The organism is Burkholderia sp. BCC0405 (assembly GCF_902833075.1).
In the GTDB taxonomy this organism is placed as follows: domain Bacteria; phylum Pseudomonadota; class Gammaproteobacteria; order Burkholderiales; family Burkholderiaceae; genus Burkholderia.
Window position 1 is genome coordinate 102078 of the sequence record NZ_CADFEO010000012.1, and the last position, 26135, is coordinate 128212.

General features: G+C 68.4%; 20 protein-coding genes and 1 pseudogene. 5 read left to right on the forward strand and 16 right to left on the reverse strand.

The window, feature by feature from the left end; genetic code table 11:
* The first annotated feature begins 118 nt into the window (after positions 1-118).
* Together HWX36_RS20960 and HWX36_RS20965 are read left to right on the forward strand one after the other, a co-directional pair.
* A complete protein-coding gene (locus HWX36_RS20960) occupies positions 119-676 on the forward strand; it encodes a carboxymuconolactone decarboxylase family protein (protein WP_175954311.1) in 558 nt (185 codons plus the stop codon).
* A 48-nt stretch (positions 677-724) separates the two neighbouring features.
* Complete coding sequence (locus HWX36_RS20965; protein WP_175954313.1) at positions 725-1570, forward strand: helix-turn-helix transcriptional regulator; 846 nt, start codon at positions 725-727, stop codon at positions 1568-1570.
* Positions 1571-1600: 30 nt separating this feature from the next.
* On the opposite strand, the gene HWX36_RS20970 is transcribed toward HWX36_RS20965, so the two are convergent.
* Positions 1601-2812 (reverse strand): MFS transporter, encoded by a 1212-nt coding sequence (locus HWX36_RS20970; protein ID WP_175954315.1) that lies wholly within the window; start codon positions 2810-2812, stop codon positions 1601-1603.
* A gap of 70 nt (positions 2813-2882) precedes the next feature.
* On the opposite strand from HWX36_RS20970, the gene HWX36_RS20975 reads away from it, so the two are divergent.
* Positions 2883-3932 (forward strand): AraC family transcriptional regulator, encoded by a 1050-nt coding sequence (locus HWX36_RS20975; protein WP_175954317.1) that lies wholly within the window; start codon positions 2883-2885, stop codon positions 3930-3932.
* Between the two features lie 121 nt (positions 3933-4053).
* On the opposite strand, the gene HWX36_RS20980 is transcribed toward HWX36_RS20975, so the two are convergent.
* Positions 4054-4221, reverse strand: a complete 168-nt coding sequence (locus tag HWX36_RS20980; protein ID WP_175954319.1) for a hypothetical protein — start codon at positions 4219-4221, stop codon at positions 4054-4056.
* A gap of 49 nt (positions 4222-4270) precedes the next feature.
* A complete protein-coding gene (locus HWX36_RS20985; protein ID WP_175954321.1) occupies positions 4271-6190 on the reverse strand; it encodes a DUF3857 domain-containing protein in 1920 nt (639 codons plus the stop codon).
* 220 nt (positions 6191-6410) lie between these two features.
* Between HWX36_RS20985 and HWX36_RS20990 the strand changes: the two genes are divergently transcribed.
* Positions 6411-6569 carry a hypothetical protein gene (locus tag HWX36_RS20990; RefSeq protein ID WP_175954322.1) on the forward strand — a complete coding sequence of 53 codons (159 nt, stop codon included), beginning with the start codon at positions 6411-6413 and terminating at the stop codon, positions 6567-6569.
* A 69-nt stretch (positions 6570-6638) separates the two neighbouring features.
* Here HWX36_RS20990 and HWX36_RS20995 read toward each other — a convergent pair whose 3' ends face one another.
* From HWX36_RS20995 to HWX36_RS21050, 12 genes and pseudogenes are all read right to left on the reverse strand, one after another.
* The gene (locus HWX36_RS20995; protein WP_175954324.1) at positions 6639-8609 is read right to left on the reverse strand and encodes an APC family permease; all 1971 of its coding nucleotides are present in this window, start codon (positions 8607-8609) and stop codon (positions 6639-6641) included.
* Between the two features lie 351 nt (positions 8610-8960).
* Positions 8961-9959, reverse strand: a pseudogene (locus tag HWX36_RS21000) (glucokinase); the annotation flags it as partial.
* Positions 9960-9998: 39 nt separating this feature from the next.
* Positions 9999-10922 (reverse strand): aldo/keto reductase, encoded by a 924-nt coding sequence (locus HWX36_RS21005; protein ID WP_244136478.1) that lies wholly within the window; start codon positions 10920-10922, stop codon positions 9999-10001.
* A gap of 5 nt (positions 10923-10927) precedes the next feature.
* The gene (locus HWX36_RS21010; protein WP_208457809.1) at positions 10928-12346 is read right to left on the reverse strand and encodes a carbohydrate porin; all 1419 of its coding nucleotides are present in this window, start codon (positions 12344-12346) and stop codon (positions 10928-10930) included.
* Positions 12347-12494: 148 nt separating this feature from the next.
* Complete coding sequence (locus HWX36_RS21015; protein ID WP_175954330.1) at positions 12495-13643, reverse strand: Gfo/Idh/MocA family oxidoreductase; 1149 nt, start codon at positions 13641-13643, stop codon at positions 12495-12497.
* The gene (locus tag HWX36_RS21020) at positions 13640-14449 is read right to left on the reverse strand and encodes a ThuA domain-containing protein (protein WP_175954332.1); all 810 of its coding nucleotides are present in this window, start codon (positions 14447-14449) and stop codon (positions 13640-13642) included. The genes HWX36_RS21015 and HWX36_RS21020 overlap by 4 nt, the downstream gene beginning before the upstream one ends.
* A 91-nt stretch (positions 14450-14540) precedes the next feature.
* The gene (gene ugpC / locus HWX36_RS21025; protein ID WP_175954334.1) at positions 14541-15677 is read right to left on the reverse strand and encodes a sn-glycerol-3-phosphate ABC transporter ATP-binding protein UgpC; all 1137 of its coding nucleotides are present in this window, start codon (positions 15675-15677) and stop codon (positions 14541-14543) included.
* A 39-nt stretch (positions 15678-15716) separates the two neighbouring features.
* The gene (locus HWX36_RS21030) at positions 15717-16547 is read right to left on the reverse strand and encodes a carbohydrate ABC transporter permease (RefSeq protein WP_175954336.1); all 831 of its coding nucleotides are present in this window, start codon (positions 16545-16547) and stop codon (positions 15717-15719) included.
* A gap of 1 nt (position 16548) precedes the next feature.
* Positions 16549-17505 carry a sugar ABC transporter permease gene (locus HWX36_RS21035; protein WP_175954338.1) on the reverse strand — a complete coding sequence of 319 codons (957 nt, stop codon included), beginning with the start codon at positions 17503-17505 and terminating at the stop codon, positions 16549-16551.
* A gap of 69 nt (positions 17506-17574) precedes the next feature.
* Positions 17575-18843, reverse strand: a complete 1269-nt coding sequence (locus tag HWX36_RS21040; RefSeq protein WP_175954340.1) for an ABC transporter substrate-binding protein — start codon at positions 18841-18843, stop codon at positions 17575-17577.
* Between the two features lie 148 nt (positions 18844-18991).
* Positions 18992-21604 carry an ATP-binding protein gene (locus HWX36_RS21045; protein ID WP_175954342.1) on the reverse strand — a complete coding sequence of 871 codons (2613 nt, stop codon included), beginning with the start codon at positions 21602-21604 and terminating at the stop codon, positions 18992-18994.
* Positions 21605-21614: 10 nt separating this feature from the next.
* Entirely contained in the window at positions 21615-22337 is a 723-nt protein-coding gene (locus HWX36_RS21050; protein ID WP_175954344.1) for a response regulator transcription factor, read from the reverse strand.
* Between the two features lie 582 nt (positions 22338-22919).
* Between HWX36_RS21050 and HWX36_RS21055 the strand changes: the two genes are divergently transcribed.
* Positions 22920-23783 carry a crotonase/enoyl-CoA hydratase family protein gene (locus HWX36_RS21055; RefSeq protein WP_175954346.1) on the forward strand — a complete coding sequence of 288 codons (864 nt, stop codon included), beginning with the start codon at positions 22920-22922 and terminating at the stop codon, positions 23781-23783.
* A gap of 48 nt (positions 23784-23831) precedes the next feature.
* On the opposite strand, the gene pdeR is transcribed toward HWX36_RS21055, so the two are convergent.
* Positions 23832-25835 carry a cyclic di-GMP phosphodiesterase gene (pdeR, locus tag HWX36_RS21060; protein ID WP_175954348.1) on the reverse strand — a complete coding sequence of 668 codons (2004 nt, stop codon included), beginning with the start codon at positions 25833-25835 and terminating at the stop codon, positions 23832-23834.
* Positions 25836-26135 lie beyond the last annotated feature (300 nt).

The window sequence follows — 26135 nt, forward strand, 5'->3', positions numbered from 1 at the left end:
GCGCACGGCCTCGCGCGCATCGAACGATGACATCGCATGTAATTGGCGCGCGACACGGCCGCTCCTACGCTTCGGGTGTCGCGCCGCCATTCCGGCGGCGCTCCCCCCCGGAGACATCATGTCCGCCTATCCGCTTCACACCATCGACTCGGCACCGGCCGCATCCAAGCCCGTCCTCCGGCAGCTCCAGCAAACCTTCGGCATCGTCCCGAACATCGCGGCGGCCATGGCCGCGTCGCCGGTGCTGATCAACGGCTTCATCGGCCTGTTCGAGCGCGTGCACGCCAGCAGCCTCACCGAGCCGCAGATCCAGACGCTCCTGCTCACCAACGCGGTCGCGAACGCGAGCGAATGGCCGGTCGCGTTCCATACCGCGCTTGCGCTGAAACAGGGCGTGACCCGCGCCGACGTCGACGCGATCCGCCGCGGCGACCTGCCGGGCGACGCGAAACTGGCCGCGCTGTCGGCCACGGCGCGCAAGCTGATCGACACCCGCGGCCGCCTGGCCGATGCCGACCGGCAGGCGTTCCTCGACGCGAGCTTCAGCGACGAACAGTTGCTGGAAGTGATCGCGGTGGTCGCCGCATCGACGATCACGAACTACGTCGGCAGCGTGACGCGGCCCACGATCGAAGCGCCGTTCGACGCGTTCGCGTGGCATGCGAACGCCGCGTGAGTCCGATATAGTCGATCGCGTCGCTTACGGAACGCCCTGGGAGGCACGATGAACGCCAGCCGCCGCGAGCCGCACGCGCCGCCGCGCGAACTGGGCCAGCTGCTGCGCTACTGGCGCGACGTGCGCGGCGTGAGCCAGCTCGCTCTGTCGCTCGACGCGGGCATCTCGCAGCGCCAGATCAGCTTCATCGAAAGCGGGCGCAGCGTGCCGGGCCGCGACACGCTGCTGACGCTCGCGCAGACCCTGGACGTGCCGCTGCGCGAGCGCAACGCGCTGCTGCTCGCGGCCGGCTATGCGCCGGTGTATTCGGAAGCGCCGTGGGACGCGCAGGAGATGAACGGCGTGATCCGCGCGCTCGAACGGGTCGTGCGCCAGCACGATCCGTTTCCGGCGATCGTGATGGACCGCCACTGGAACGTGCTGATGACCAACGACGCGGCACCGCGCTTTTTCGGCTGCTTCATCGAGCTGGCCGCGCGCGACGGCCCGCGCAACCTGCTGCGCCTGATGTTCGATCCGCACGGCATGCGGCCGTTCGTGGCCGACTGGGAGACGGTGTCGCGCAGCCTGCTGCAGCGCGTGCATCGCGAATCGGTGGGGCGCGTGATCGATGACGACACGCGGCGGCTGCTCGACGACCTGCTCGCCTTTCCCGACGCCCCGCGCGACTGGAAAACGCCGCCGGCGCCGGCCGCAGCGCCCGGGCTGCCGGTCATCCCGATCGGCTTCGTGCACGAAGGCGTCGTGCTGCGTTACTTCTCGCTGGTCACGACGGTGGGGACGCCGCAAAGCGCCGCCGCGCAGGAACTGCGTATGGAGTGCATGTTCCCCGCCGACGAAGCGACCGAGGCGCGCCACCGGCAACTGCTCGACACGCACGCGCCGGTGCGCTGAGCGGCGGGCCGGGCGGCCCGCCGGCGCCGGTCATTCCGCCAGCGCGGGCACCACGCCGACCCGCTTCGGCACGCCGGTCACGATCGTCGCAACCGCGACGGCCAGCACGACGGCGGCGGCCACGAACACGCCGGCCGCGCCGTTCGCGTCGAATACGACGCCGCCGGCTGCCGCGCCCGTCGCGATCGCCAGCTGGATCGCCGCGACGATCAGCCCGCCCGCACTCTCGGCTTCGTCGGGCACGGTGCGCGTGACCCACGTCGACCAGGCGACGGGCACGCCGCCGAACGCCATCCCCCACAACGCGACGAGCACCGCGTCGATCATCGGCGCGCGGCCGAGCGCGACGAGCGCGACGCCGAGCACGACCATCAGCGCGGGCATCCCGATCAGCATCGGCCGCAACCGGTGTTCGAGCACGCGGCCGGCGAGCGACGTACCGACGAAGTTCGCGATGCCGTAGCCGAGCAGGATCGCCGACAGCCCGTTCACGCCGACGCCCGCAACCTGTTCGAGGAACGGCCGCAGGTACGTGAAGAACGCGAAATGCCCGGTGAACACGAGGATCGTCGCGAACATCCCGAGGCCGACGGTCGGCCGGCGCAGCACGTCGATCAGCGTGCGCAGCCGTGTCGTGCCGCTCGGCGGCATCGACGGCAGCGTGACGACCTGCGACACGAACGCAACGCCGCCGAGCACGGCCGCGATCAGGAACACGTTGCGCCAGCCGATCAGGTGACCGAAGTAGCTGCCCATCGGCGCGGACGCGATCGTCGCGACCGCCACCCCGCTGAAGATGATCGACAGCGCACGCGGCACCATCGCCGTCGGCACGAGCCGCATCGCGGTGGCCGTCGCCATCGTCCAGAAGCCGCCGAGCGCGATGCCGAGCACGACGCGGCCGATCAGCAGCGTCGTCAGGTTGGGTGCGAACGCAACCGCCAGGTTCGATGCGACGAGCAGCACCGAGAACGCGAGCAGCACGCGCCGCCGGTCGATCGTGCGCGTCAGCGCCGAGATCAGCAGGCTGGTGACCAGCGCGACCGTCGCGGTGGCGGTGACGGCCTGCCCGGCCACGCCTTCGGTCACGCCGAGGCTGTCGGCCATCGGCGTCAGCAGGCTCGCGGGCAGGAATTCGGCCGTGACGAGCCCGAAGACGCCGAGCGTCATCGCGAATACCGCGCCCCAGGCCGGTTCGCGGGGGGCCGCCGTCGAGGCGGCCGTGGAGATTCCGGGATTCATGCGTGGTTCCGTGTTGGCTAGGGAAAATACTGATGAGGGCGTATCGTAAGGAACCACGTCAGGACGGTCTATGACATACAATCCGTTCTTGTTGATCGATCGTCCGAATCTCGATATGTCCGAGCCTCTGCTTCCGCCCATCCCCGATGCGCACGACCTCGTCAGCGAGCTGTTGCTGGGGATGCGCCTGAGCGGCGTCCAGTACCGTCGCATCCAGGTCGCGCGGCCGTTCGGGCTGAACTTCGGCCATGTGACGGGCCGCGCGCAGTTCCATTTCGTCGGACGCGGGCCCGTGCTGCTGCGCGACGCGTCGGGCGACACGATGCGGCTCGAGGCCGGCGACGCGATCCTGCTGCCGCGCGGCGGCATGCATGCGCTCGTGTCCGACCCCGATGCGCCGTGCCGCGAGATCAACGGCTTCGAGGCCGCGAAGATCTGCGATACGGTGGCGTCGGTGGCGCCGGCCGGCGTGTCGCCCGCCCGTTGCGCGACGACCGAGCCGGGCGCCGGCGATGCGCTGATCTTCAGCGCGTGCATGGAGCTCGATCTCGGCGGCATGCAGCCGCTCGTCGGCACGATGCCCGAGTTCATGCACGTCGGCACGCTGCTCGCGCGCTACCCGGAAATCCGCCCGATGCTCGATGCGATGGAACGCGAGGCGTGCTCGGCGCGTGCGGGCTTCGCGGGCATCCTCGCGCGGCTCGCGGATGTGGTCGCGGCCTTCATCGTGCGCGGCTGGGTCGAGTGCGGATGCGGCGATGCGACGGGCTGGGTGCAGGCGCTGCGCGAGCCGAAGCTCGGCCGCGCGATCGTCGCGCTGCACCGCGACCCGGGCCGCAACTGGAGCGTGGCGGAACTCGCGACCGAAGCCGGCGTGTCACGTTCGGTGTTCGCCGAACGCTTTCTCGCGGCCACCGGGATGACGCCGGTGCGCTACCTGACCGAGCTGCGGATGCGGCTCGCCGCGCAATGGATCACGCGCGACCACGAAGCGATCGAGGCCGTCGCGTACCGGCTCGGCTACGGCTCGCTCGCCGCGTTCAGCCGCGCGTTCAAGCGCGTAGTGGGCAAGCCGCCGGGCGCCGTGCGCGCGGACGGCGAGGTGCGTGCCGAAGCGTAATGCGTGATGCCTGACGCTTGACGTGCGACGCTGACCGGGGCCGCTACGCGTTGCTTCGTTCCGAAGTCGCACATTCGCCGGCGGTGCTCAAGTCGCCGCCGCGCGTGACGTCCTTCCGCTTTCAGCCGCTGCGCGCGTCGAGCTTGTCGACCAGCGCCGTCGCGCATTGCACGGCGAGCGCAGCGCACTGCTCTGCATCCACAGGCGCGCCGTTCGCGACGGTGCCCTGCACGATCCGGCCCAGCAAATCCTTCGAGAGATCGGCGATCTCGTCGTCCCGTTCCGTCATGATGTCCTCCTGTGCGTCGGCCGATGGCGGCGACGCGCCCACTGCCCGTTCAACGCCCCTTCGCCCGCACGACGATCTGCGCCTGCGTGTCGCGTTCGATGCGTTCGAGCGACGCGCGCAGCGCCGTGAATTCGTCCGCCGTACACACCTGACGGCCAAAATTCGCCGTCATCCGCCGCGTGACCTGCACGACGCGCGCGGCCGCGTCGAATACGTAATGCGACGTGAAGTCGACGAAGCGGTCGTGCACGGCCGTATCGGCCGGCAGGTCGGTCACCGCGACGCCGGCCGGCAGCGCAATCTGGCCGGTCTCGTCGAACGTGCCGCCGATGCAGCCCCACGGCTGCGTGCGCACGGGCTCGGCGAGCCAGTTCTCGACCTGCGTCGCGATGCCGCCCGTCAGGCTCGACAGCGCGGGCAACGCGGTCGTGCCGTCAGGCCACACGAAATGATCGAGCGTGCCCGACATCGTCACGTCGAACGGCCCGCCGGTGACGCGCCGGTCACTCGTCGACAGTTGCGCGCGGCCGCGCAAGCCGCTTTGCCGCAAACGGTCGTTCGCGAGCTGCGCGATGACGTCGGGTGTCGCGCGGCGAAACAGGTTGCGTTCGAGTTCGGCCGTCCAGCCGTCGTCCTCGACGTACGCGTGAAAATGCGTGGCGTCCGGCCCGGCCGCATCGATCCCGATCCGCGCGATACGGCCGCGCGGCTGCGTGGCCGGGGTGCGCGACAGCACGCCCGTGTCGACCAGCAGCGCGGGACGATCCATCACGATCGGCGGCAGATAGCCGAATGCGATGCCGGCCGTCGTCGTGTCCGCATAGCGCGCGAGATCGGGCAGCCACGTGATCGCGTGATTGATCGCGCCGCCGCCGTAGCCGGGCACCGACGGCAGCGTGTAGACGGATCCGAGATTGAGCAGCACCGGTTCGCTGCGAATGCCGACCGCCGCGAGCAGCGCGCCAAACAGCGCGACATGATCCTTGCAGTCGCCGTAGCGGTTGCGCAGGATGTCCGTCACGCGATGCGGCGCGGCAGCCGTTTCGCCGAGAAACAACCCGACGTAACGGATGTTCGCCTGCACCCAGTCGTACAGGATGCGCGCCTTGTCGCGCGGATCGGCGACACCCGCGGTGAGCGTGCGCGCCAGCTGCGCTACGACCGGATCGTCCGCGCCCGGATCGACGGCCGCGTCGCGGTAGCGCGCGGCGAACGCCGCATAGTCGGGCAGCGTCGACACGACGAGCCGGTCGCCGTAGGTCGCGTAGCCGACCGCGCCGTTCTCGATGCGGTCGTACGGGCCGTGCCGGTAGTCGAATTCGTAGCGCGTGCGGCCGTTCGCGGTGACCGGCGGCAGCGCGACGTAGCCGCGCGCATCCGCATACAGCGGCATGTCGGCCGGCACGTCGAAGATCAGCCGCTGGCTGTCGACCGGCTCGCGCGACGGCGCCACGGTATAGCCGAAGTAGCCGCGGTTGACCGGCTTCGTGCGGGTCTTGCGGAACGCGACGCGCGTGCTCGCCCCGGCTTCGACGCCGGGAAACACGACGGTGCGCAGCAGCCCGTCCTGGAATGTCGGCGCGCCGGCCGAGCGCGGTTCCTGCACGTCACGGATGCCGTCCGCACCGACCGGATGCACGACGCCGTCGCGGTCGATCGTCTCGGCCGCGAGCAGGTCCACCTTCTCGAGATTCTTGTCGAACCACACGTAGCGCTGCGCGATTGCATCGATACCGTTCGCGTCGTTCGCGCGCAGCGTCGAATCGTCATGCTCGTCGAGCGAGCCGTCGTGCTGGATCACGAATTCGTGGACATCGCTGACGACCGTGACGGGCGCTTCGTCGGCGACGTCGTTCGCCCCACCCACCGACGGGCCCGTGCCCGGCGGCGCGCCGACGGCGTTCGACGCGCCGAACGCGGCAGCGCACGCCAGCACCCAGCCGGCCAGGCCGACAGAAAAGCGCACCACATCGCACCTCGTCGCGGTTCACGGAAAGCGCGGTCGTGCAACGGACAGAGTCAACCGCGCGACCCGCGTGTCGGCCAGTGTGGGCGACGCATACGCACGCGTCAAGCCGGTGCACGCCGACCTACAATGAGACGTGAAAGCGTCGTCGTATGCGGCCGCCGGCATTCGCTCGATCGCCGAACGCCGGAGAAGGATCGTCCGCCCGCGACCGGGAGGCACCATGGAAAACGGGATCGTGGAAGTCGTCGTGCTGCTGGCGCTCGTCGCGCTCGCCGTGCTGTTCGTCGTCAAGCGACCGGGGCGCGACCGGCTGAGGGCCAAATTCCGTCACCCGCCGCTGCGGCGGCCTCACCGCCCGCATCGGCATCATCAGCCCTGACGGCTGCTCCCGGCAGTCGCCCACGCGCTTGCCGCGCCACATCCAGGCGAGCGCGGACGCGCCGCACCGCTACCCGACGTTCATCGGCAACAGCACCATCTGCTTGCCTTCGACGTGCAGGCGCGCCTGCAACTCGACGGGCGTCTGGTTGTGCAGCCACGCGGTGAGGAAATTCACCCGCCGGAAGATCAGCTTGCTCGCGAAACACACGGCGTTCGGGTACTCGTCGAGCGTCGACGACGCGAGGTTCATGAATTCGACCAGGGGATTCGTGCCGAACGCGATCCGGTAATCGGCCGCGATGCCGTTGCGGCGGCAGTGCGCGACATAGTAGTCGAGCGCTTCGGTGATCGAGTGACGCAGCCGTTCGAGATGCTCGTGCCCGTCGTACGCCTTCGCGTCGACCTCGCCGACCGCGAGGAAGATCACGTTGCGGAAGTGGCCGGGAAACAGCCGGTTGACCCACAGCAGCGCGTGCATGCTCGCGCCGCGATGCTTGCCGACCAGCAGCACGGCCGTCGGTTGCGACGGATCGGGCTTGCCCGGCGCGGTAGCCTCGTCGACTTCGGGCGGGTTGCCGGAGAACAGCGCATCTTCCTTCGCGAGCTGCGCGCGCGTGTATGCGTAGTGGCGGTTGATCATGAAGCACAGTGCGATCACCGCGCTCGTCACGAGCACCGTGAGCCAGCCGCCCGCCGTGAACTTCTCGATCAGCGTGATGACGAGCACGGTCGCCGTCACGCTCAGCCCGAGCGCCGACAGGAAGAAGTGCTTGAACCAGCCCTGCTCGCTGCGATGGCGCCACCAGTAAGTGCACAGCCCGAGCAGCGACAGGCTGAACGTGAGGAACACGTTGATGCTGTACAGCACGACGAGCACGTCGACGCTGCCGTGCGTCCACAACAGGATCAGCAGGCTCGACAGCCCGACGACGATGATCCCGTTCTGCCGCACGAGGCGCCCCGACAGATCACGGAAATGGCGCGGCACCCACGAATCCGACGCCATGTTCGACAGCACGGCCGGGCCGTCGAGGAAGCCCGTCTGCGCGCCGACCATCAGCAGCCCGGCCTCGAACGCGAGCACGGCCGCGAGCAATGCATGCCGCGCGAACGCGGAGCCGAGCCCGAGATGGTCGATCACGCTGCCGAACACGACCGCGTTGAGCGTCTGGCCTTCGACCGGCCGCGCGTGCCACAGCATGTACAGCAGGATGATGCCGCCGGCCGTGAACGCGAGCGACGTCGACATGTACCACATCGTCACCTTGCCGTTCGGCACGCGCGGATCGGCGAGCATGTTCACGTTGTTCGACACGGCCTCGAGGCCCGTGTAGGTGCCGCCGCCGAGCGAGAACGCGCGCATCAGCAGCGCAAGCACCACGAATACGCCAAGCGACTGCGACATCCCGTGCGCCTCGTGCACGGCATCGGGCACGATCATCGCGAGGTTGCTGCCGTGCACGGCGACGCCATAGACGATCAGCGCGAAGTGCAGGATCACGAAGCCGACGAAGATCGGCAGCAGCACCATGATCGATTCGCGCATCCCGCGGAAGTTGAGCCCCGTCATCAGCAGGATCAGCACGATCTCGGTGGTGAGCTTGAACGCCTGCGCGCTCACCGGCAGCAGGCTGAAGAATGCGTCGACGCCGCTCGCGAGCGACGTCGCGACGGTCAGCACGTAGTCGACCAGCAGCGCCGCACCCGACACGAGCCCCGGCTTCGACCCGAGCAGCGACGTCGCGACGCGATACCCGCCGCCGCCCGTCGGGAACAACTCGATCACCTGGTTGTAGCCGAGCGCGATGATGAACACGGTCGCCGATGTCGCGAGCGCGAGGAACAGGGCGAGCGGCGTATGGTGCGCCAGCGCGAGGAACGCCTCTTCCGGGCCGTAGCACGACGACGACAGCCCGTCGGCGCCGAGCCCGACCCAGGCCAGCAGCGGCGTCACGGCGATCGCATGCCGCGTGCGCGGGTCGAGCGGGTCGAGCGGCTTTCCGACCAGCAACTGCCACACTTTCTGGAATGTGGTCACGACTCCTCCGGAACGCACGACGCATCGGCGACATTGCTCTAAAAGTAAATGAGTTCCGGGACGACTTCCAGTCGGCGTATTCCATAGGGCGGCGTCGCGTACCACCGACTTTCTTTCAAAGTGCCGACGCCTTGCAGACAGTCACGCTACAACCACGCAAGCCGGACATGACGGCGCGGCTGCGACACGCTCGTGTCGCGCGCGGCGGCGGCGCGGCCGATCGACATGCGACAGCACACGCATGCGCGCCGTTGCGAGTGCTCATCCGGTCCATGCTCGACGGCAACGCACGGCATCGCGCCCCGCCCCTGTGGTCTGTGCATCGCGTCAGCCGGCCTCGCCCAACGCGCGAGCGAGCAAGTGCGACACGCCGACGAAGGCCGGATGCGGCGCGGTGATCACAAAGGTCGGAATCCTCGCGAGATAGCCGGCAAAGCGGCCCTTCGCCTCGAAGCGGGCACGAAACGGCGACGCATCGAACCATGCCCCGAGGCGCGGCACGACGCCCCCGCCGATATGGATGCCGCCGGTCGCACCGAGGGTCAGCGCCAGATTGCCCGCGAACGTGCCGAGCATCCCGCAGAAGCAATCGAGGGTCGCCATGCAGCGTGCGTCGCCGGCGAGCGCACGTACGATGATGGCTGCCGTATCGGCCGCGTCGGCCTCGGGTGGGTCGCAGCCGTCGCGCGCGGCGAGCGCCGCGTGAATCACCGCGATGCCGGGGCCCGCGACCAGCCGCTCGAACGACACGTGCGGCCAGCGTGCCCGCGCGTAGTGCAGCACGTCGGCCTCGCGTGCGTCGGCGGGCGCGAACGACACATGCCCGCCCTCGCCGGACAGCGGCACCCATGCGTCGCCCGCGCGCACGAGCGCCGAAACGCCCAGCCCCGTGCCGGCGCCGAGCACGCCGATCGTACCCGCGGGCGACGCGTGCCCGACGCCGACCTGCCGCCGCTGCCCCGCGGACAGATGCGGCACGGCCATCGCCAGCGCCGAGAAGTCGTTGAAGACGTGCAGCGTGTCGAACCCGAGCGCGCGGCGCGTCGCATCGATCGAGAAGCGCCAGTCATGATTGGTCATGCTGACGATGTCGCCGTCCACGGGATTGGCGATCGCGATCGCCGCGTGCCGCACCCGCACGCCGCCCGCGTCGTGCAGGAACGCGCGCACCGCGTCGTCCACGCCGGCATGGGCGCTGCATCGATAGACGCGCACGTCGCCGATCCCGCCGAGCGCGGTCTCCAGCGCGAAGCGCGCGTGCGTGCCGCCGATGTCCGCCAGCAAGCGGGGTTCCCCGGCACGCGTGCCGCACGGCGCGACCGGATGACCGCTCAGGGTCGCTTCGTTCATCGTATCTCCCGGATTGTCATCGTGTGTCGATCGCAACGGTCATGGCACATCCGCGCCGCGCGCCGCGTGCAGCAGTTCGAACCATTGTTCGCGTTCGAGCGTCATGCGCGTCGCCGCCACGGCTTCGCGCAGCGCCGCGATCCGGCTCGACCCGACGATCGGCAGCGGCCGGCACGGCAATGCGAGCAGCCACGCGAACAGCACTGTCGTCGCGGACACGCCGAGCGCGTCGCCGATCCGCGCCGCGGTCGCGCGCACGCGTGTCGCGGCGGGCGATGCCTCCGTCAACAGGCGTCCGCCCGCGAGCGGCGACCACAGCATCGGCGGACAGCGCCAGCGCTGCGCCTGATCGAACGTGCCGTCGTCGAGCGGCGCGAGATGCAGCAGCGAGCATTCGACCTGGTTCGTCGCGAGCGACGACCCGTGCGCCGCCATCCGGTCCTGCAGCAACTCGGCCTGTGCCGGCGTAAAGTTCGATATCCCGAATGCCCTCACCTTTCCGTCACGCCGGAGCGCATCAAACGTCGCGGCGACTTCGTCGGCATCCATCAGCGGATCGGGACGATGCAGCAGCAGCAGGTCGAGCCGGTCGGTGCGCAGCGCGCGCAGCGACTGCTCGACCGACGCGACCACATGCGCGGCCCGCGTGTCGTAGTGCTTGATCCCGTGCGCGGGCCGGCGCGCGGACACGAGCCGGATCCCGCACTTCGTGACGATCTGCATCCGCTCGCGCAGGTGCGGCGCATCGGCCAGCACGTCGCCGAACAGGCCCTCGGCCGTGTAGTCGCCGTAGATGTCCGCATGGTCGAAGCTCGTCACGCCGAGTTCCAGCGCCGCCTCGATCAGCGCACGGCGCTCGCGGGCCGACAGCGCCCAGTCGCCGATCCGCCACATCCCGAACACGATGCGCGAGAACGGCGCGGCATCGGCACCCATCGATATCGTCGTACAGCGTTCCGTCATCGTGCTCACCACCACCATTCGACCTGCGCGCCGACCGTCGAACCCGTGCGCGACGTACCGAAGATGCCCGTCGTCGACAGCGGATCGCCGGGCGCCGCCGCATCCTGCGCGGCCTGGTTCCAGCGCGCATACGTGTAGAACACGCGGAATTCGGGCCGCGACCAGAACGAGCGGTCCATCGCGAGCGTCAGCGCGACGCTCGCCTTCAGCAGCGTGCGCGTCGGGCCGCCGGACGGCGTCACGCGATCGTGCCCGAGGTCGCCCTGCAGCTTGATGTGCTGCGTGAACGCATACACCGGCCGCACACCCATCGATATCCAGGTCTGCGACCCGCCCGACGGCGCGATGTCGCGCTGGTAGATGCCGACCACCTGGCCGCTGAAGTCGCGCGTCGCCTGCCAGTCGAACGCATCGAGCACGCGCAGGCTCTTGAAGCGGTTGTCGTTGGTCAGCGTTCCCGTGTAGCCGAGGCCCGTGCCCGGACCGACGCCGTACTGGAACGCAAGCTTGTTCTTGCCGCCGAGCAGGTTGGTCTGCACGTGCTGAACCGTGAACGACCAGCCGCCGTGCGCGTCCTGCAGCATGCCGCTCGAATTCAGCACCGGCGCGCGGGCCGGAATGTACGACAGCCCGAACTGCAGCTCGCCGCCCGGATTCGGATGCACGCCCGACAACTGGAGGTCGTGCCGAGTCGCGTAGTTGGGCTGGTCGATATAGTCCTCGCGGAACAGCGCATAGCTGAGCTTCAGGCCGCCGCCGATCGGCACGTTCTCGATGCCCGCGCCGAGGCCGCTCGGATTCCAGTAATAGAAGTCGTTCATGTGGACGTCATTGCGCCGGTAGTAGATGCGCCCGAACCAGATGCGCATGTCGTCGAGCCCCGGAAAGTTCGTGAGCTGCACGTACGATTGCGGCAGGCGGATGCGCCCGTGATCGCCGTTGAAGGTCGGCGTGCGATCGAGATCGTTGACGAGGCTCGCCATGCCGACCGCCGACAGCTGCATGCCGTTCGAGAACTTGTACAGCGTCTGGTCGATCTCCAGTTCGCTGTAGACCTGGCATTCGTTGCCGAGCCGGTATTTGCTCTGTGCGCCCGGCAACTGGAAGCAGGCCTGCGAGTGACTGTCGCTGGTCCCGACGCCGGCCCGCAGATAGCCGTGAAACTGCGTCCACGGCGTCAACTGGTTCCAGGCCGACGACGGCGTCGGCGTGGCCACGTTGGCGGGGCTCGTGTCGGCCGGCACGACGCCGGTTGCCTGCGACAAGCCGCCCGCCGTGCCGTCCGCGGCGACCGTCGTTGCCGGATCCGGCGCCGCATGCAGCGCGGCCGACGCGACGGCCAGCGAGAAGGCGGCGGCGAGCCGCGTGAGCCTGAGCGGGGTGCGTGCGGGGCCACGCGCGGCCCGGCCTGCTTCGTCGATCATGAACGTGTCTCCAAACGTTGTCAGTGCGCCGCGTGCGATGCGCGGCGTCATCGAATAGCTGTGTGTGCTGCGTCGTCCGTCATGTTGCTGTCGGGCCGGCGCGGTGGACGATCCGCGCGCCGGCCCCGTACGAAGTCAGCCGGCGACGTCAACCCGCGACGTCGAGGTCCAGCACCGGCGGCGCATCGACGGCCGCCGGCCCGGGCGCGTGAATGCGAATCGGCTCGCCCGCGGCCGCGCTCGCATAGATCGCGTCGAGAATTTCCATCACGATCAGCCCTTCCTCACCAGGCGCCGGATGCGGGACGTCGCACAGGATCGCTTCCGCGTAGTCGTACATCGCGGAATGCGCGCCTTCCGCGGGCGGATTCAGGCGCATGTCGAACTGCGCGCCGTTCTGCTCGATGAACACATGCGCGTCGAACGTGTAGCCCTCGTTCAGGTTCTTCTGCAGCAGCCCGGCACGCGTGCCGAGCAGGCGCGTCTCCATCAACTCCGCTTCCTGGATGTTGGTTGCCCACGACGCCTCGAGCGCGAGCGTCGCGCCGTTGTCGAAGCGGATCAGCGCAGCCGCGAGATCCTCGACGTCGAACGTCTTGCCCGCGCGCGCCGCGAGCTCGCGCGCGATCGGATCGTAAGTGCTGCCCATCACCCACACGGGTTTCGGATAGCCCATCAGCCACAGCGCGAGATCGAGGCGATGCACGCCGAGATCGATCAGCGGCCCGCCGCCCGCCAGCGCCTTCGTGCCGAACCAGCCGCCGAATCCGGGCATCCCGCGCCGGCGATGCCAGACCGTCCGCCCGAAATAGAAATCGCCGAACAGGCCGCTATCGACCTGCGCCTTCAGCGCGCGCGACTGCGCGCTGAAGCGGTACGAGAAATTGATCATCAGCCGCTTGCCCGCGCGCTGCGCGGCGATCAGCATCTCGCGCCCCTCGTCCGCGTTCAGCGCCATCGGCTTCTCGCACAGCACGTGGCATCCCGCATCGAACGCGGCGAGCGTCAACTCGCGATGGAACTTGTTCGGCGTGCAGACGCTGACGACATCCAGCTTCTCCGCTGCGAACATCGCATCGGCCGATGCGTAGCGTGCGTCGATGCCCAACGCGTCGCCGACCTTCGCGAGCCGCTTCGCGTCGGGGTCGGCAATCGCGACCACGTCGACGTCCGGATGCTCGCGCCAGCCTTCGATATGCTTGCGGCCAATCCCCAGCCCGATCACGCCCACGCGCAGGCGGCGGCCGCGGGCAATCGCCGCCGCTTCCGGCAGCTCCACCTTGTAGTCGTCGTTCATGCGAGGTCTCCCGCGGTTTGTTGGATACCGACATGCGCGAACTGCCCGCTCTTCTCGCTGAGCGTTTCGAGCGGCGGCGAGTTCGGGCAGCGGTCGGCGAGATTCACGCGCGGCGCGGCCCACTGCACCGCGTTCGCGATCACGCGTTGCACGTTGCGGTCGTGGTAGGTCGGGTACGCTTCGTGCCCGGGGCGGAAATAGAAGATCCGGCCGTGACCGCGCTCCCAGCAGCAGCCCGAACGGAATACTTCGCCGCCTTCGAACCACGAGATGAACACGGTGCTGTCCGGCTGCGGGATATCGAAGCGCTCGCCGTACATCTCCTCGTGCTGCAGCTCGAAATACTCGCCGAGCCCGGCCGCGATCGGATGCGACGGTTCGACGACCCACAGCCGTTCCTTCTCGGCGGCCTCGCGCCACTTCAGCGAACAGTGCGTGCCGAGCAGGCGGCGGAAGATCTTCGAGAAGTGCCCGGAATGCAGCACGATCAGGCCCATTCCCTCGAGCACCCGACGCTGCACGCGCTCGACGACTTCGTCGGACACCTTCGCATGCGCCTTGTGCCCCCACCAGATCAGCACGTCGCATGCGGCAAGCCGCGCCTCGTCGAGCCCGTGCTCCGGCTGATCGAGCGTCGCGACGCCGATCTCGAGCGGCAGCGCGCCGTGCCCGAGCGCCGGCGTTTCCGCGAGCGCACTGGCGATCACCTGGTGCAGTCCGTCGGGATAGATCGCGCGCACGCCGGCGTTTTCGCGTTCGTGCTCGAATTCGTTCCAGACGATCACCGAAAGTTTCTTGTTTTGCATAACTATCCTTTTTGCATGAATGGGCGCCGATTCGACAGCGGCCGCGCGCCGTGGCCGCCTGAAAACCGTGAACGGATTGCGTGCGTCGTGCTCAGGCGGTCGCGCGCGCCGCGGTGGCGGCCTCGCTCGGCATGCGCACGGCCGCGCGCCCGTCCGGGTGAAACAGGTGCAGCGCGCCGGCCGGCAGGTCGACGCGGATGCGCTCGCCGATCCGCGCGCCGGGGGCGTCGGTCTTCGCGACGATCGGCTGCGCGGCAAGCGGTGTATCGAGGTAGAGATAGGTGTGTTCGCCCATCTGCTCGACGTGCGCGACTTCTCCCGTGACGTCGCCGGCCCCGACCCGCACATGCTCGGGGCGAATGCCCAGCGTCACTTCGCCGCCTCGCGCGAGGCCGTCGCCCGACACGCTCGCGCCGAGCGCGTGCCCGCCGGTCAGCACGCGCACGTCGCGGGCGCCCGCCGACACGACCGTCGCCGGCAGGAAGTTCATCGCCGGCGAACCGATGAAGCCGGCGACGAACTGGCTCGCCGGGCGGTGATAGAGGTCGAGCGGCGTGCCGACCTGCGCGACGCTCGCGACGCCGGCCCGCCCTTCGAGCGGGCGCAGCAGAACGATCTTGTCCGCGAGCGTCATCGCCTCGACCTGGTCGTGCGTCACGTAGATCATGCTGGTGTCGTCGAGGCTGCGATGCAGCTTCGCGATCTCGACGCGCGTCTTCACGCGAAGCGCGGCATCGAGGTTCGACAATGGCTCGTCGAACAGGAAGACCTTCGGCTTGCGCACGATCGCACGGCCGATCGCGACACGCTGCCGCTGGCCGCCGGACAGCGCGCCGGGCTTGCGCCCGAGCAATTCGTCGAGGCGCAGCGACGCGGACGCATGCCGCACCCGCCGGTCGACCTCGTGTTTCGGCAAGCCGAGGTGCCGCAGGCCGAACGCCATGTTTTCATAGACCGACATGTGCGGATACAGCGCGTAGCTCTGGAACACCATCGCAATATCGCGGCGCGCAGGCGCCAACGCATTGACACAGTGCCCGTCGATCCATACGTCGCCGGCGCTCTGTTCGTCGAGTCCGGCAATGATCCGCAGCAACGTCGATTTTCCGCAGCCGGACGGGCCGATGAACACGCAGAACTCGCCGGGCTCGACCGTCAGGTTCACGTCATGGAGGATCGGGGTTGCACCGAACTGTTTGTGAAGACCGCTCAATTTGATCTGGCTCATGCTTTCGCTCCTGTTTGACGACGGCGGGGGGTTACCCGCTCACCCCTTGACCGCGCCGGCCGTCAGCCCGGATACGATCTGACGCTGGCAGACCATCACCAGCAGCACGAGCGGCACCGTGACGATCACCGACGCGGCCATGATCGTTCCCCACGGCAGCTCGAAACTGCTCGCCCCGGAGATCATCGTGATCGCGACCGGGACCGTCCGCTGCCCGGACGAGATCGTGAAGGTCAGCGCGAACAGGAACTCGTTCCAGGCCGACACGAACGCGAGCAGCGACGTCGCGGCAAGCGCGGGCCGCAGCAGCGGCATGAAGATCCTGAAGATCAGCGTGAACACGCCCACGCCGTCGACCAGCGCGGCCTCCTCCAGCTCGCGCGGCAACTCGCGCATGAACGTGACGAGGATCCAGATCGTGAACGGCAGCGTGAAGATCAGGTCCGACAGCACGAGCGCGCCGAGGCGGTCGTACAGGCCGAGTGCGCGGATCAGCTCGAACAGCCCGGACAGGATCGCGACCTGCGGAAACATCGACACGCCGAGGATGCACATCATCAACACGCCGCGCCCGCGAAACGACACGCGGCCGAGCGCGTACGCAGCCAGTACCGACACCGCGAGCGACAGCGCCACCGCGCCGCCGGCGACCCAAGCCGAATTCAGCAGGTACGCGCCGAACGGCTGATCGCGGAACAACTGCCGGTAGTTGTCGAGCGACGGGCGCGACGGGAACAGCGACGTGTCGAACAGCGCGTCGCCATGCTTGACGGACGTGCCGATCATGTAGACGAGCGGGAACAGCGCGACCGTCAGCACGAGCGCCGACAGCACCGCGTATACCGCCGTCTCGAGCGGATGCTTCTTCATGTCAGCCCTCCTGGATCCGGCGCCGGCTGACGGCCATGTAGCCGACGGTGAACAGCACGATCGTCGCGAACAGCAGCATCGCCGACGCCGACCCGAAGCCCACCTGCTGGAAATCGATCAGTTGTTCACGCACGTACACCGACATGCTTTTCGTGATGCGGCTGTTCGACGTCATCACGTAGATCAGGTCGAACACGCGTAGTGCGTCGAGCGAGCGGAAGATCATCGCGACCAGCACGCCGGGCAGGATCAGCGGCAGCGTCACCGACCGGAACACCCGCCAGCGCGGCACGCCGTCGACACGCGCCGCCTCGTAGCAGTCGCGCGGCACCGTCTGCAGCGCGGCGAGCATCAGCAGCGCCATGAACGGCGTGGTCTTCCACACGTCGACGAACACGATGGTCGGAAACACGAGGCGTGCATCCGCGGTGAACGCGAGCGGTTCGTGAATCGCGCCGATCGCCATCAGCATTGCATTGACGATCCCGAACTGGTCGTTGAGCATCCAGCTCCAGATCTTCGCGGAAACGACGGTCGGGATCGCCCACGGCACCAGCACGGCCGCGCGCAGCAGCGTACGCAACCGCGACGGCACGTCGAGCAGCAGCGCCACGCCCAGCCCCGCGGCCGTCTCGAGCAGCACCGAGACGACCGCGAACAGCACCGTGTTGCCCACCGCTTGCCACCACGACGGATCGCGCAGGACGCCCGCCGCGCCGATGTAGTTGTCGAGGCCGACGAACCGCCGCTGCGTCAGGTCGGACAACTGCGCGTCGGTCAGGCTGAACCAGGCGGTGCGCAACAGCGGCCAGCCGGCGATCGCCACCAGCATCAGCATCGCCGGCGCGACCAGCAGCCACGCCTGGCGGCGGCGCGCCCTCGCCAGCCCGGTTCCCGTTCGCGCCGGGCTCCCGGCTAACAAAGGAGTCCTGTCTATCTGGATGCTTGCAGTTCTCATGGAAAGTCTCCCGTCAGGGCCGGCGCCGTCGGGCGGCCGGCCGGGTCGATCGGTCGTGAGGCGCCGCGCTCAGCGCCAGTTGCCGGCCGGCGCGAGCCGGTTGAGCGACGAGGCGAGCTTCGCGAGCGCGCTCGCCGCGGTGTCGCTGCCCGCGAGCACGTCGTGCGCGGCATTCCAGAACTGGTTGCTGACCTGGTTGTACCGGGCGCCGGTGACCGTCGACGGCCGCGCGACCGCGCTGTTGAAGGTCAGCAGCAGGTCGGCCATGAACGGGTTGGCCTGGAGGACGTCCTTGTCATGGTAGAGCGCGGGCATCGTCGGATTGAACGACGCCTGCACCGCGCGCATTTTCTGCACTTCCGCGCTCGACAGGTACATCACGAGATCGGCGGCGAGCTTCGGGTTCGGCGAGTAGCGCGACACCGCGAGCTGCCAGCCGCCGAGTGCGGCGGCCTGGCGGCCGTCGGCGCCGCCCTTCGGCAGCGGTGCGATGCCGACCTTGCCTTTCATCGGACTGCCTGCGCGGTTCGCGATCGCCCATGCGTACGGCCAGTTGCGCATGAACACCGCGTTGCCCGCCTGGAACACGCCGCGCGACTCTTCCTCGCCGTAGTTCAGCACCGCCTTCGGGCTGATCGTGCCGACCCATTTCGCCGCCTGGTCGAGCGCCTTGACCGCGCCCGGGTTGTCGATCGTGACGCGCCCCTTGTCGTCGATCACCGTGCCGCCGTTGTGGCTGGCGACCCACTCGAGCGCATCGCAGGTGAGCCCTTCGTACGCACGCCCCTGCCACACGTAGCCCCACACCTTCTCGTTGCCGGCTGCGCGCTCGCTCGCCTGGATCCTGCGCGCGGTCGCATCGAGTTCGTCCCACGTCGCGGGCACCTTCGCCCGGTACTTGTCGAGCAGGTCCTTGCGGTAGTAGAGCAGGCCCGTGTCGATGAACCACGGCATCGCGACCAGTTTGCCGTTCACGGTATCGTTCGCGACGACGCTCGGAAACGACTGGTTTTCCTGGCCTTTGCTGTAGGGCTTCAGGTCGACCAGGTGGTTTGCGAGGATCCCCGGCCAGACCGTATCGATCTGCATCACGTCGATCTTGTCCGATCCGCTGCCAAGGAGCTGCTGGTAGAGCGCGAGCGTCTCGCTCGAGTTGTTTGGCATGCTGATGAACTCGACCTCGTTGCCGGTCTTCGCGGCCCATTGCTTCGCCGAGACCTGGCAGATGTCCTGGTCGACGCCTGCCGCGCCGCACGCAATCCTCAGCGTCGCCGCGCCGGCCGTCGCGGCCGTCGTCGCAAGCGCCATCGCCAGCAAGACCGACTTGATCTTCGTCATAGGGTGTCTCCGTCCGTTTTTCGATTTTCGCGCCGTGGCGTCGCGACCGCGTCGCCGGTGCCGTACCGCTATGAAACACCCGTCGCGTTAATCGAACATTTCGGAAACACGCGTTGCCATTAACAATCGAAACAATCGGCGCCGGGCATCAGCCCAGCAACGCGACGAGCGCCGCCAGGTCGAACGGCTTCTGCACGAACGGCAGGTCCGCCCGCCAGTCGGGATGCGACTGATGCATCTCGGGCGGCAGGCCCGAGGTCAGCGCCACGCGTTGGCCCGGCCAGCGTTCGGCAAGCCGCGCGGCGAACGCGATGCCGCTGCCGCTCGCGCCAAGCGAAATGTCCGACAGCACCAGTTCGACCGGACCATGCCCGGCCAGCCAGCGCAGCGCAGCGTCGCCGTCGGGCACCGCCTCGGCCCGCGCACCGAGCGCCGCGAACTGGCTGACCACCGTGTCGCGCACCTCGGCATCGTCGTCGACCACCAGCACGCGCGCGCCCCGGTGTGCCTGCGCAGGCCGGTCGCGCGCGGCCGCGGGGCCGCCGCGCCGCACCGCCGGCCCGCCGGCGGGCGGCCCGCTGTCCGGCAGCCGAAGCTCGACCCGCGTGCCCCGGCCGACCTCGCTGTGAATCCGCAAATCGCCGCCGCTTTGCCGGACGAACCCGTACACGCTGCTGAGCCCGAGCCCGCTGCCTTCACCGGCGGCCTTGGTCGTGAAGAACGGCTCGATCACCTTGTCGAGCAGCACGGGCGCGATGCCGCACCCGGTATCCGTCACGCTCAGCACGATCGACGCCGGGCCGCCCGCCGCATCCTGCGCCGGCTCGCGATGCGCGGACAGCGTGAGCGTCCCGCCGTCCGGCATCGCCGCCGCGCTGTTGAGCGTCAGGTTGAGCACCGCGTTCTCGAGCTGGCCGCGGTCGACGTTCACCCACATCGTGTCGGCGGACGGCTCCAGCACGACGGTGACGCGCTGCCCCGCCGAATATTCGACCAGGTCGAGCATTTCCGCGAGCATCGCCCGTACCGCCACGCGCTCGGCCTGCAGCGGCTGACGGCGCGCGAACGCAAGCAGCCGCCGCGTGAGCCGCGACGCTCGCTCGGCCGCGCGGCGCGCACGTTCGGCCATCGTCTGCGTGTCGTGTTGCCCGTCGAGCCGCGGCAGCAACAATTCGAGGTTGCCGAGAATCGCGACGAGAAAATTGTTGAAATCGTGCGCGACCCCGCCCGTCAACTGGCCGAGCACGTCCATCTTCTGCGCCTGGCGCAGTTCGGCCTCGACCGCGCGGCGGCTCGTCAGGTCGCGGCATACCGATACCCATCCGCCGTCCGGCAACGGCTGACAGTGGAATTCGAGCGTCCGCCGGTCGCTCAGGTGCAGCTCGGCGGACGCGGCAACGCGCACGCCGTCCGACGTATGCGTCGCGGTCTCGGACGATACCTGGTGCCACCGGGCGGGCCGCGCCAGCGCGGCGCGCAGGGCAACGAGCGGCAGGCCCGCCCGCAACGCGGACGCGTCGATGCCGAGCAGCTTCGCGAACGTCGGGTTCCACGCGACCAGGCTGCCTTGCGTGTCGTGCACGGAGACGCCGTCGTTCATCGAGTTGAGCACCGACTCCTGCAGGCGGCGCTGCGCTTCGAGCCCCTGGGTCAGTTGCTCCTTCTCGATCAGGTTGGTGCGAAACACCTCGAACGCGCGCGCCAGCTCGCCGATTTCGTCGGGCCGGTGCATCGACGGCATCCGGTCCGACGTGATGCCCTTCGCCAGGCGCGTCATCACGCGCGTCATCGCCTGCAGCTTGTGCAGGATGCGGCTCGCGTAGGCCACCCCGAGCAATGCCACCGCGACGCCCGCGACGGCCAGCAGCAGCAGGCCCGACTGGCTCGACACCGCGACCTTGCGCACCTTGTCGCTACGCTCGCTCGCGATCTGCCGCAAGCGTTCGACGTAGCGGGCGGACTTGCCGCTGAGGTGATCCGCGTGACCGCGCAACAGCGTGACGAGATAGCCCGTCTGCGCTTCGCTCGACAGAAACTCCCGACGCACCGCGAACACGCTGCGCGCGCCGCCGTCGAGGCGCTGCAGCGCCTCGGCGAGCGCCGGCTGGCTGCGCTCCTCGCCGCGCTCGCGCACCCGCAGCCACAACGCCTCGTTGTCGCTCTCCGCGCTGCCGAGCTCCGCCGCGTTCGCCGCCTGCAACACGCCGGTCGTGCGCGCCCAGATTTCCAGCAGCGTCGGTGCCTGCCGCGCGATCACCCCTTTCTGGCGCGCGATACCGTCGCCGATGCTGTCGGTCGCGGCACGCAGGTCGCTCAGCTCCGCCTTGAGCTGCCGCTGCCGGCCCGATACGAGCAGCAGCCGCGCCAGATCCTGGTCGATCGCATCCAGATCGTCGATCACCGCGAGCCGGCCGCCCGCCTTCTCCGCCGTACCGGCCGGCTTGCCGAAACCCGGCGACAGCCGCCGGATGTCGCCGAGCAGGCCGCGCAGCAGTTCGGAATCGCTGTGCAGCAGGTCCGGCGAATCGGTCAGCATCATGCTCGGCGCCACCGCGGCCAGTTGCGCGACCTTGTCGGACAGCTCGAGCGCGCGCGCGATCTCCGGCACGACGTTCGCCTCGTATTCGTCGAGCGCGTTCTGATTCGCGCGCATGCCGAGCACGCCGACCACCACGACCGCCAGCGTGATGCCGAACAGCACCAGGAACGTCGCGATCAGCTTGGCCCGCACGCTCCACGGCAACAACGGGGTAGGGGGCATGCGCATCGCGTCACACGCGCACGACCGGCACCGAGAACACGTAACCGGCGCCGCGCTGCGTGCGGATATAGGTCGGGTGCTCGGGGTTCGGTTCGATCTTGCGGCGCAGGCGCAGGATCAGCACGTCGATCGTGCGATCGTAGACGTCGATGCCGAAACCGCGCGTGCGCTCCAACAACTGCTCGCGGGACCAGACGCGCGACGGCTGCTGCACCATCGCCGCCAGCAGCTCGAACTCGCCCTGCGTGAGCGCGCACGGATTGCCGCCGTGCGTCAGCGTCCGGGCGGCGAAATCGAGCGTCCAGCCGTCGAAGCAGAAGCGCGGGCCGCCGCCGTTCGGAGCGGGACGCGGCATCGACAGCTCGGTCGTGCGGCGAAGCTGCGCGCGCACGCGTGCGATCAGCTCGCGCCCGGACACCGGCTTCGTGATGAAATCGTCCGCCGCGGTTTCGAGGCCGAGCACGCGGTCCGTCTCGTCGCCCAGCCCGCTGATCATGATGATCGATACGTCGGACCGGCGCCGCAGTTCGCGCGCGACCGTCAGGCCGTCCTCGCCGCGCAGCTTCAGGTCGAGGATGACGAGCGCGTGCGGCGCGGCGGCCAGTTGCTGCTGCATCACCGCGGCGCTGTCGGCAGTCGATACGTCGAACCCCGCCTCTTCCAGCACGCCCCTCAACCAGGCGCGCACCTCCGGATCGTCGTCCAGCACCAGGACCCGATGTTTCTCTGACATGCGTGTTCTCCTCCATGCCGGCCGCGCTCGGAACGCGCGGCCGTGCCGGATGCGAATGTTGGCTGAAGCCGACCGACTCTGGCAAGTTCCGTCGGATGCGCGCCGGGGAGGAGAACCGCGACCCTGCGCGCGGAACGAGGCGCGCAGATATGAACGGGCGCGCGATTCTAACGCTGCAAAAAATTCGCCGGATACCCGTCGATACCGGTGAATACCCTGCACGGCGAGCGGACGCGACGCGTTCCCCGCATTGCCAATTCACGGTTACGACTGCACGCGTCGCACGCGGCATTGCCGCGCCGTTCGCAGGTTTGCCGACACTCGGCATGCCCGCATTCCGTCGTCACGTCCGGAACGCCGCGATACCGGCCCGGCCGGCCTCCCCCGCTCCCCCGACCGCTCGCCCGAAACCGCCGCCCTGCCTGGGCCCGCGCGGCTTTCGGGTGACCCATTCCACAAATACGCCGAATGTGCGCGCGCAACAATGTCGATGCCTCGCGCCCGGCGCCTGGCGGGACATTCGCTTCCCGCACGGCACCGGGCGCGACGGTCTTCAAAAACCACATCTCACGAGGACATACCATGCAACTCCAATCCCATCCCGCTTGCCGCCCGTTTTACGAAGCCGGCGAACTCACTCAACTGACCGCCTTTTATGAAGAGGGACGTAATGTCATGTGGATGATGCTGCGATCGGAGCCGCGGCCGTGCTTCAACCAGCAACTCGTTACCGACATCATCCATCTCGCACGCGTCGCACGCGACTCGGGCCTGCCGTTCGACTTCTGGGTGACGGGCTCGCTCGTCCCCGAGCTGTTCAACGTCGGCGGCGACCTGAGCTTCTTCGTCGACGCGATCCGCAGCGGCAAGCGCGACCTGTTGATGGCCTATGCGCGCTCGTGCATCGACGGCGTGTACGAGATCTACACGGGCTTCGGCACCGGGGCGATCTCGATCGCGATGGTCGAGGGCAGCGCGCTCGGCGGCGGTTTCGAGGCCGCGCTCGCGCATCACTACATGCTCGCGCAGAAGGGCGTGAAGCTCGGGTTTCCCGAGATCGCGTTCAACCTGTTCCCGGGCATGGGCGGCTATTCGCTCGTCGCGCGCAAGGCCGATCGGGGCATTGCGGAGCAACTGATCTCGACCGGCGAAGCGCACGCTGCCGAGTGGTACGAGGATCGCGGCCTGGTCGACCAGACGTTCGACGCGGGTGACGCGTACCTCGCGACGCGCACCTTCATCGACGTGATGAAGCCGAAGCTGAACGGCGTGCGCGCGATGCTGCGCGCGCGCGAGCGGGTGTTCCAGCTGACGCGCTCCGAGCTGATGGACATCACGGAAGCGTGGGTGTATGCGGCGTTCACGATCGAGCCGAAGGATCTCGCGTACATGGAACGCCTCGTGATGCTGCAGAACCGGCGCGTGTCGAAGCTGCGCACGGTGTAATGCGACAGGCGCCGCCGCTTGCCGGCGGCGCCTGTTCGTGAACGAAGCTCAGGCGATCAGCCTGAGCTTTCTCGTCTCCGCGAGCCACGCCTCGAACGCCTGTGCCGGCATCGGGCGGGCATAGTAGTAGCCCTGCGCATGATCGACGTCGATCTGCTTGAGGAATTCGGCTTCCGCATGCGTTTCGACGCCTTCGGCGACCACCGCGAAATTCAGCGCCTTCGCGAGCGACACGACCGAGCACACCAGCGCCTGCGAGCGCGGATTGCGGTCGATGCCCGTGATGAAGCTGCGGTCGAGCTTGATCGCATCCAGCGGCAGGCGCGACAACTGCGACAGCGACGAATAGCCGGTGCCGAAATCGTCGAGATGGATCTGCGCGCCGAGCTGGCGGAACTGCCGCATCAGCCCGTTGGCCGCATCCTCGTCCTCGATGAAGCAGCTCTCGGTCAGCTCGATGTCGAGCAGGCCGGGCTTCAGCCCCGCGGCGTCGAGGATCGACGCCATCTGGTGCACGATGTTCATGTCCTGCAACTGCCGCGCGGACACGTTCACCGCGATCCGGATGTCGAGCCCCTTCGCCTTCCATGCGGCAGCCTGCGCGGCCGCGGTACGCATCACCCAGCGCCCGAGCGGCGCGATCAGGCCCGACTCCTCCGCGAAGCGGATGAACTCGATCGGCGCGACGAGCCCGCGATCGGGCGACTGCCAGCGGATCAGCGCCTCGACACCGTGCACGTCGCCGGTCGCGATATCGACGACCGGCTGGTAGTGCAGCACGAACTGCTCTTCCTCGAGCGCCTTGCGCAGGTTCGTGTCGAGCCACATGTACTTCGCGACCTTCTGGTTCATCTCCAGCGAGAACACGCGGTACGTATGCTTGCCCTCTTCCTTCGCGACGTACATCGCGGTGTCCGCGCTGCGGATCAGCGTCTCGAGCGAATCGCCGTGCTGCGGATACATCGCGATGCCGATCGAGCAGCTCGTGTAGACCTCCATCAGCCCGAGATGAATGGGCGTGCGCAGCCGTTCGAGAATGATCTGCGCGGTCGCTTCGAGCAGCGGCCGCGTGCCGTGCTCGAACAGCACGAGGAATTCGTCGCCGCCGAGCCGCGCGAGCGTCGCGCCGGACGGCAGGCAGCCGCTGATGATCGCCGACACGTCCTGCAGCAGCCGGTCGCCGGTGATGTGCCCGTAGTGATCGTTGACGCGCTTGAAGTTGTCGAGATCGAGGAACAGGATGCCGACCTGCCCGCGCGATGCGGCGGTCTCGGCCGCAATCGCCGCGTGGATGCGCTCGCTGATCGCATGGCGGTTCGGCAGCCCGGTGAGCACGTCGGTGTTCGCGAGTTCGATGAGCCGATGCTGCGCGTTGCGCTCCTCGGTGATGTCGATGCCCGAGCAGATCAGGAACTGCTCTTCGACGCCGCTGCCGCTCTGCACGAACTTGTTGCGGAACTGGAACAGGCGCGGCCCGTTGACCGTGTTGATGTAGCGCTCGACCGCGAACGAGCGGTTGCTCGCGAAAAAGCCCGTGACGTTGCTGCGCGACTGCGCGCCCTGCTCGGGGCTCATGAACAGTTCGAACGCGCTGCGGCCGATCACGTCGACCTCGCGCTTGCCCGTCACTTCCTCGCACAGGCGGTTGAAGCGCTGCACCATCCCGTTGCGGTCGAGAATCACGACGAGCGAATTCACTTCGGACACGACCTGCTCGGCGAACGCGAGCCCGTGCGCGAGATCGCCCGCGACGGATTCGGTATCGGAATAGGCGGAAGCCGTGCCGGCCCAGTCGGTCGTGTCGACTTTCCGCCCGACGAGATGAAGGCTCACCGGTTCGCCGAACAGCGTGATGTCGAGCACGAGGTGCGACGTGACGCCGGTCAGCGCGCGGATGCGCGCGGCCTGTTCGCCCGTCAGCGCGACGGCGACGTTGGTCAGGCCGCGGACGGCCGCCAGTTCGAGGGCATTGCTGTCACTGCCGAGACGCCAGCAGGGGCTGCGCGTACCTACGTGCGCCTCGAGCACCGCGCTATCGTTTTCGTCATCCATGGAGACGCCCCGATCCAGAAAAAACGCACAGTGTAGACGGAGGCGACCCGGCCGGCCGCCCTTCCGGGGCGCGCATCGCGCGTTCCCGGCAGGGCAACCGTGATTGCCGTGATGATGGGCCTCGTCCCATACTTGTTTCCCGCTAATGCGACCCGGCGTTCGCGCGTGATGCGCGCAGGTGCTGCCAAACGAATGATGAGAGCCATCTTATCAAATGACGATCAGGAATGGCACTCACATTTAGAGCGGAGTGTCAAGGAATTGGGACTCGATTGGCAAGCCGGATTTTTCATGATTGGC

Bases quoted from the DNA above. Each gene is read 5' to 3' on its own strand.
- HWX36_RS21035 (WP_175954338.1), bottom strand. From the start codon at position 17,505: ATGAGAACTGCAAGCATCCAGATAGACAGGACTCCTTTGTTAGCCGGG.
- HWX36_RS20970 (WP_175954315.1), bottom strand. From the start codon at position 2,812: ATGAATCCCGGAATCTCCACGGCCGCCTCGACGGCGGCCCCCCGCGAA.
- HWX36_RS20960 (WP_175954311.1), top strand. From the start codon at position 119: ATGTCCGCCTATCCGCTTCACACCATCGACTCGGCACCGGCCGCATCC.
- HWX36_RS21010 (WP_208457809.1), bottom strand. From the start codon at position 12,346: ATGATCGACGAAGCAGGCCGGGCCGCGCGTGGCCCCGCACGCACCCCG.
- HWX36_RS20965 (WP_175954313.1), top strand. From the start codon at position 725: ATGAACGCCAGCCGCCGCGAGCCGCACGCGCCGCCGCGCGAACTGGGC.
- pdeR (WP_175954348.1), bottom strand. From the start codon at position 25,835: ATGGATGACGAAAACGATAGCGCGGTGCTCGAGGCGCACGTAGGTACG.
- HWX36_RS21005 (WP_244136478.1), bottom strand. From the start codon at position 10,922: ATGACGGAACGCTGTACGACGATATCGATGGGTGCCGATGCCGCGCCG.
- HWX36_RS21055 (WP_175954346.1), top strand. From the start codon at position 22,920: ATGCAACTCCAATCCCATCCCGCTTGCCGCCCGTTTTACGAAGCCGGC.
- ugpC (WP_175954334.1), bottom strand. From the start codon at position 15,677: ATGAGCCAGATCAAATTGAGCGGTCTTCACAAACAGTTCGGTGCAACC.
- HWX36_RS20990 (WP_175954322.1), top strand. From the start codon at position 6,411: ATGGAAAACGGGATCGTGGAAGTCGTCGTGCTGCTGGCGCTCGTCGCG.
- HWX36_RS21050 (WP_175954344.1), bottom strand. From the start codon at position 22,337: ATGTCAGAGAAACATCGGGTCCTGGTGCTGGACGACGATCCGGAGGTG.
- HWX36_RS21020 (WP_175954332.1), bottom strand. From the start codon at position 14,449: ATGCAAAACAAGAAACTTTCGGTGATCGTCTGGAACGAATTCGAGCAC.
- HWX36_RS21045 (WP_175954342.1), bottom strand. From the start codon at position 21,604: ATGCCCCCTACCCCGTTGTTGCCGTGGAGCGTGCGGGCCAAGCTGATC.
- HWX36_RS21015 (WP_175954330.1), bottom strand. From the start codon at position 13,643: ATGAACGACGACTACAAGGTGGAGCTGCCGGAAGCGGCGGCGATTGCC.
- HWX36_RS20980 (WP_175954319.1), bottom strand. From the start codon at position 4,221: ATGACGGAACGGGACGACGAGATCGCCGATCTCTCGAAGGATTTGCTG.
- HWX36_RS21040 (WP_175954340.1), bottom strand. From the start codon at position 18,843: ATGACGAAGATCAAGTCGGTCTTGCTGGCGATGGCGCTTGCGACGACG.
- HWX36_RS21030 (WP_175954336.1), bottom strand. From the start codon at position 16,547: ATGAAGAAGCATCCGCTCGAGACGGCGGTATACGCGGTGCTGTCGGCG.
- HWX36_RS20975 (WP_175954317.1), top strand. From the start codon at position 2,883: ATGACATACAATCCGTTCTTGTTGATCGATCGTCCGAATCTCGATATG.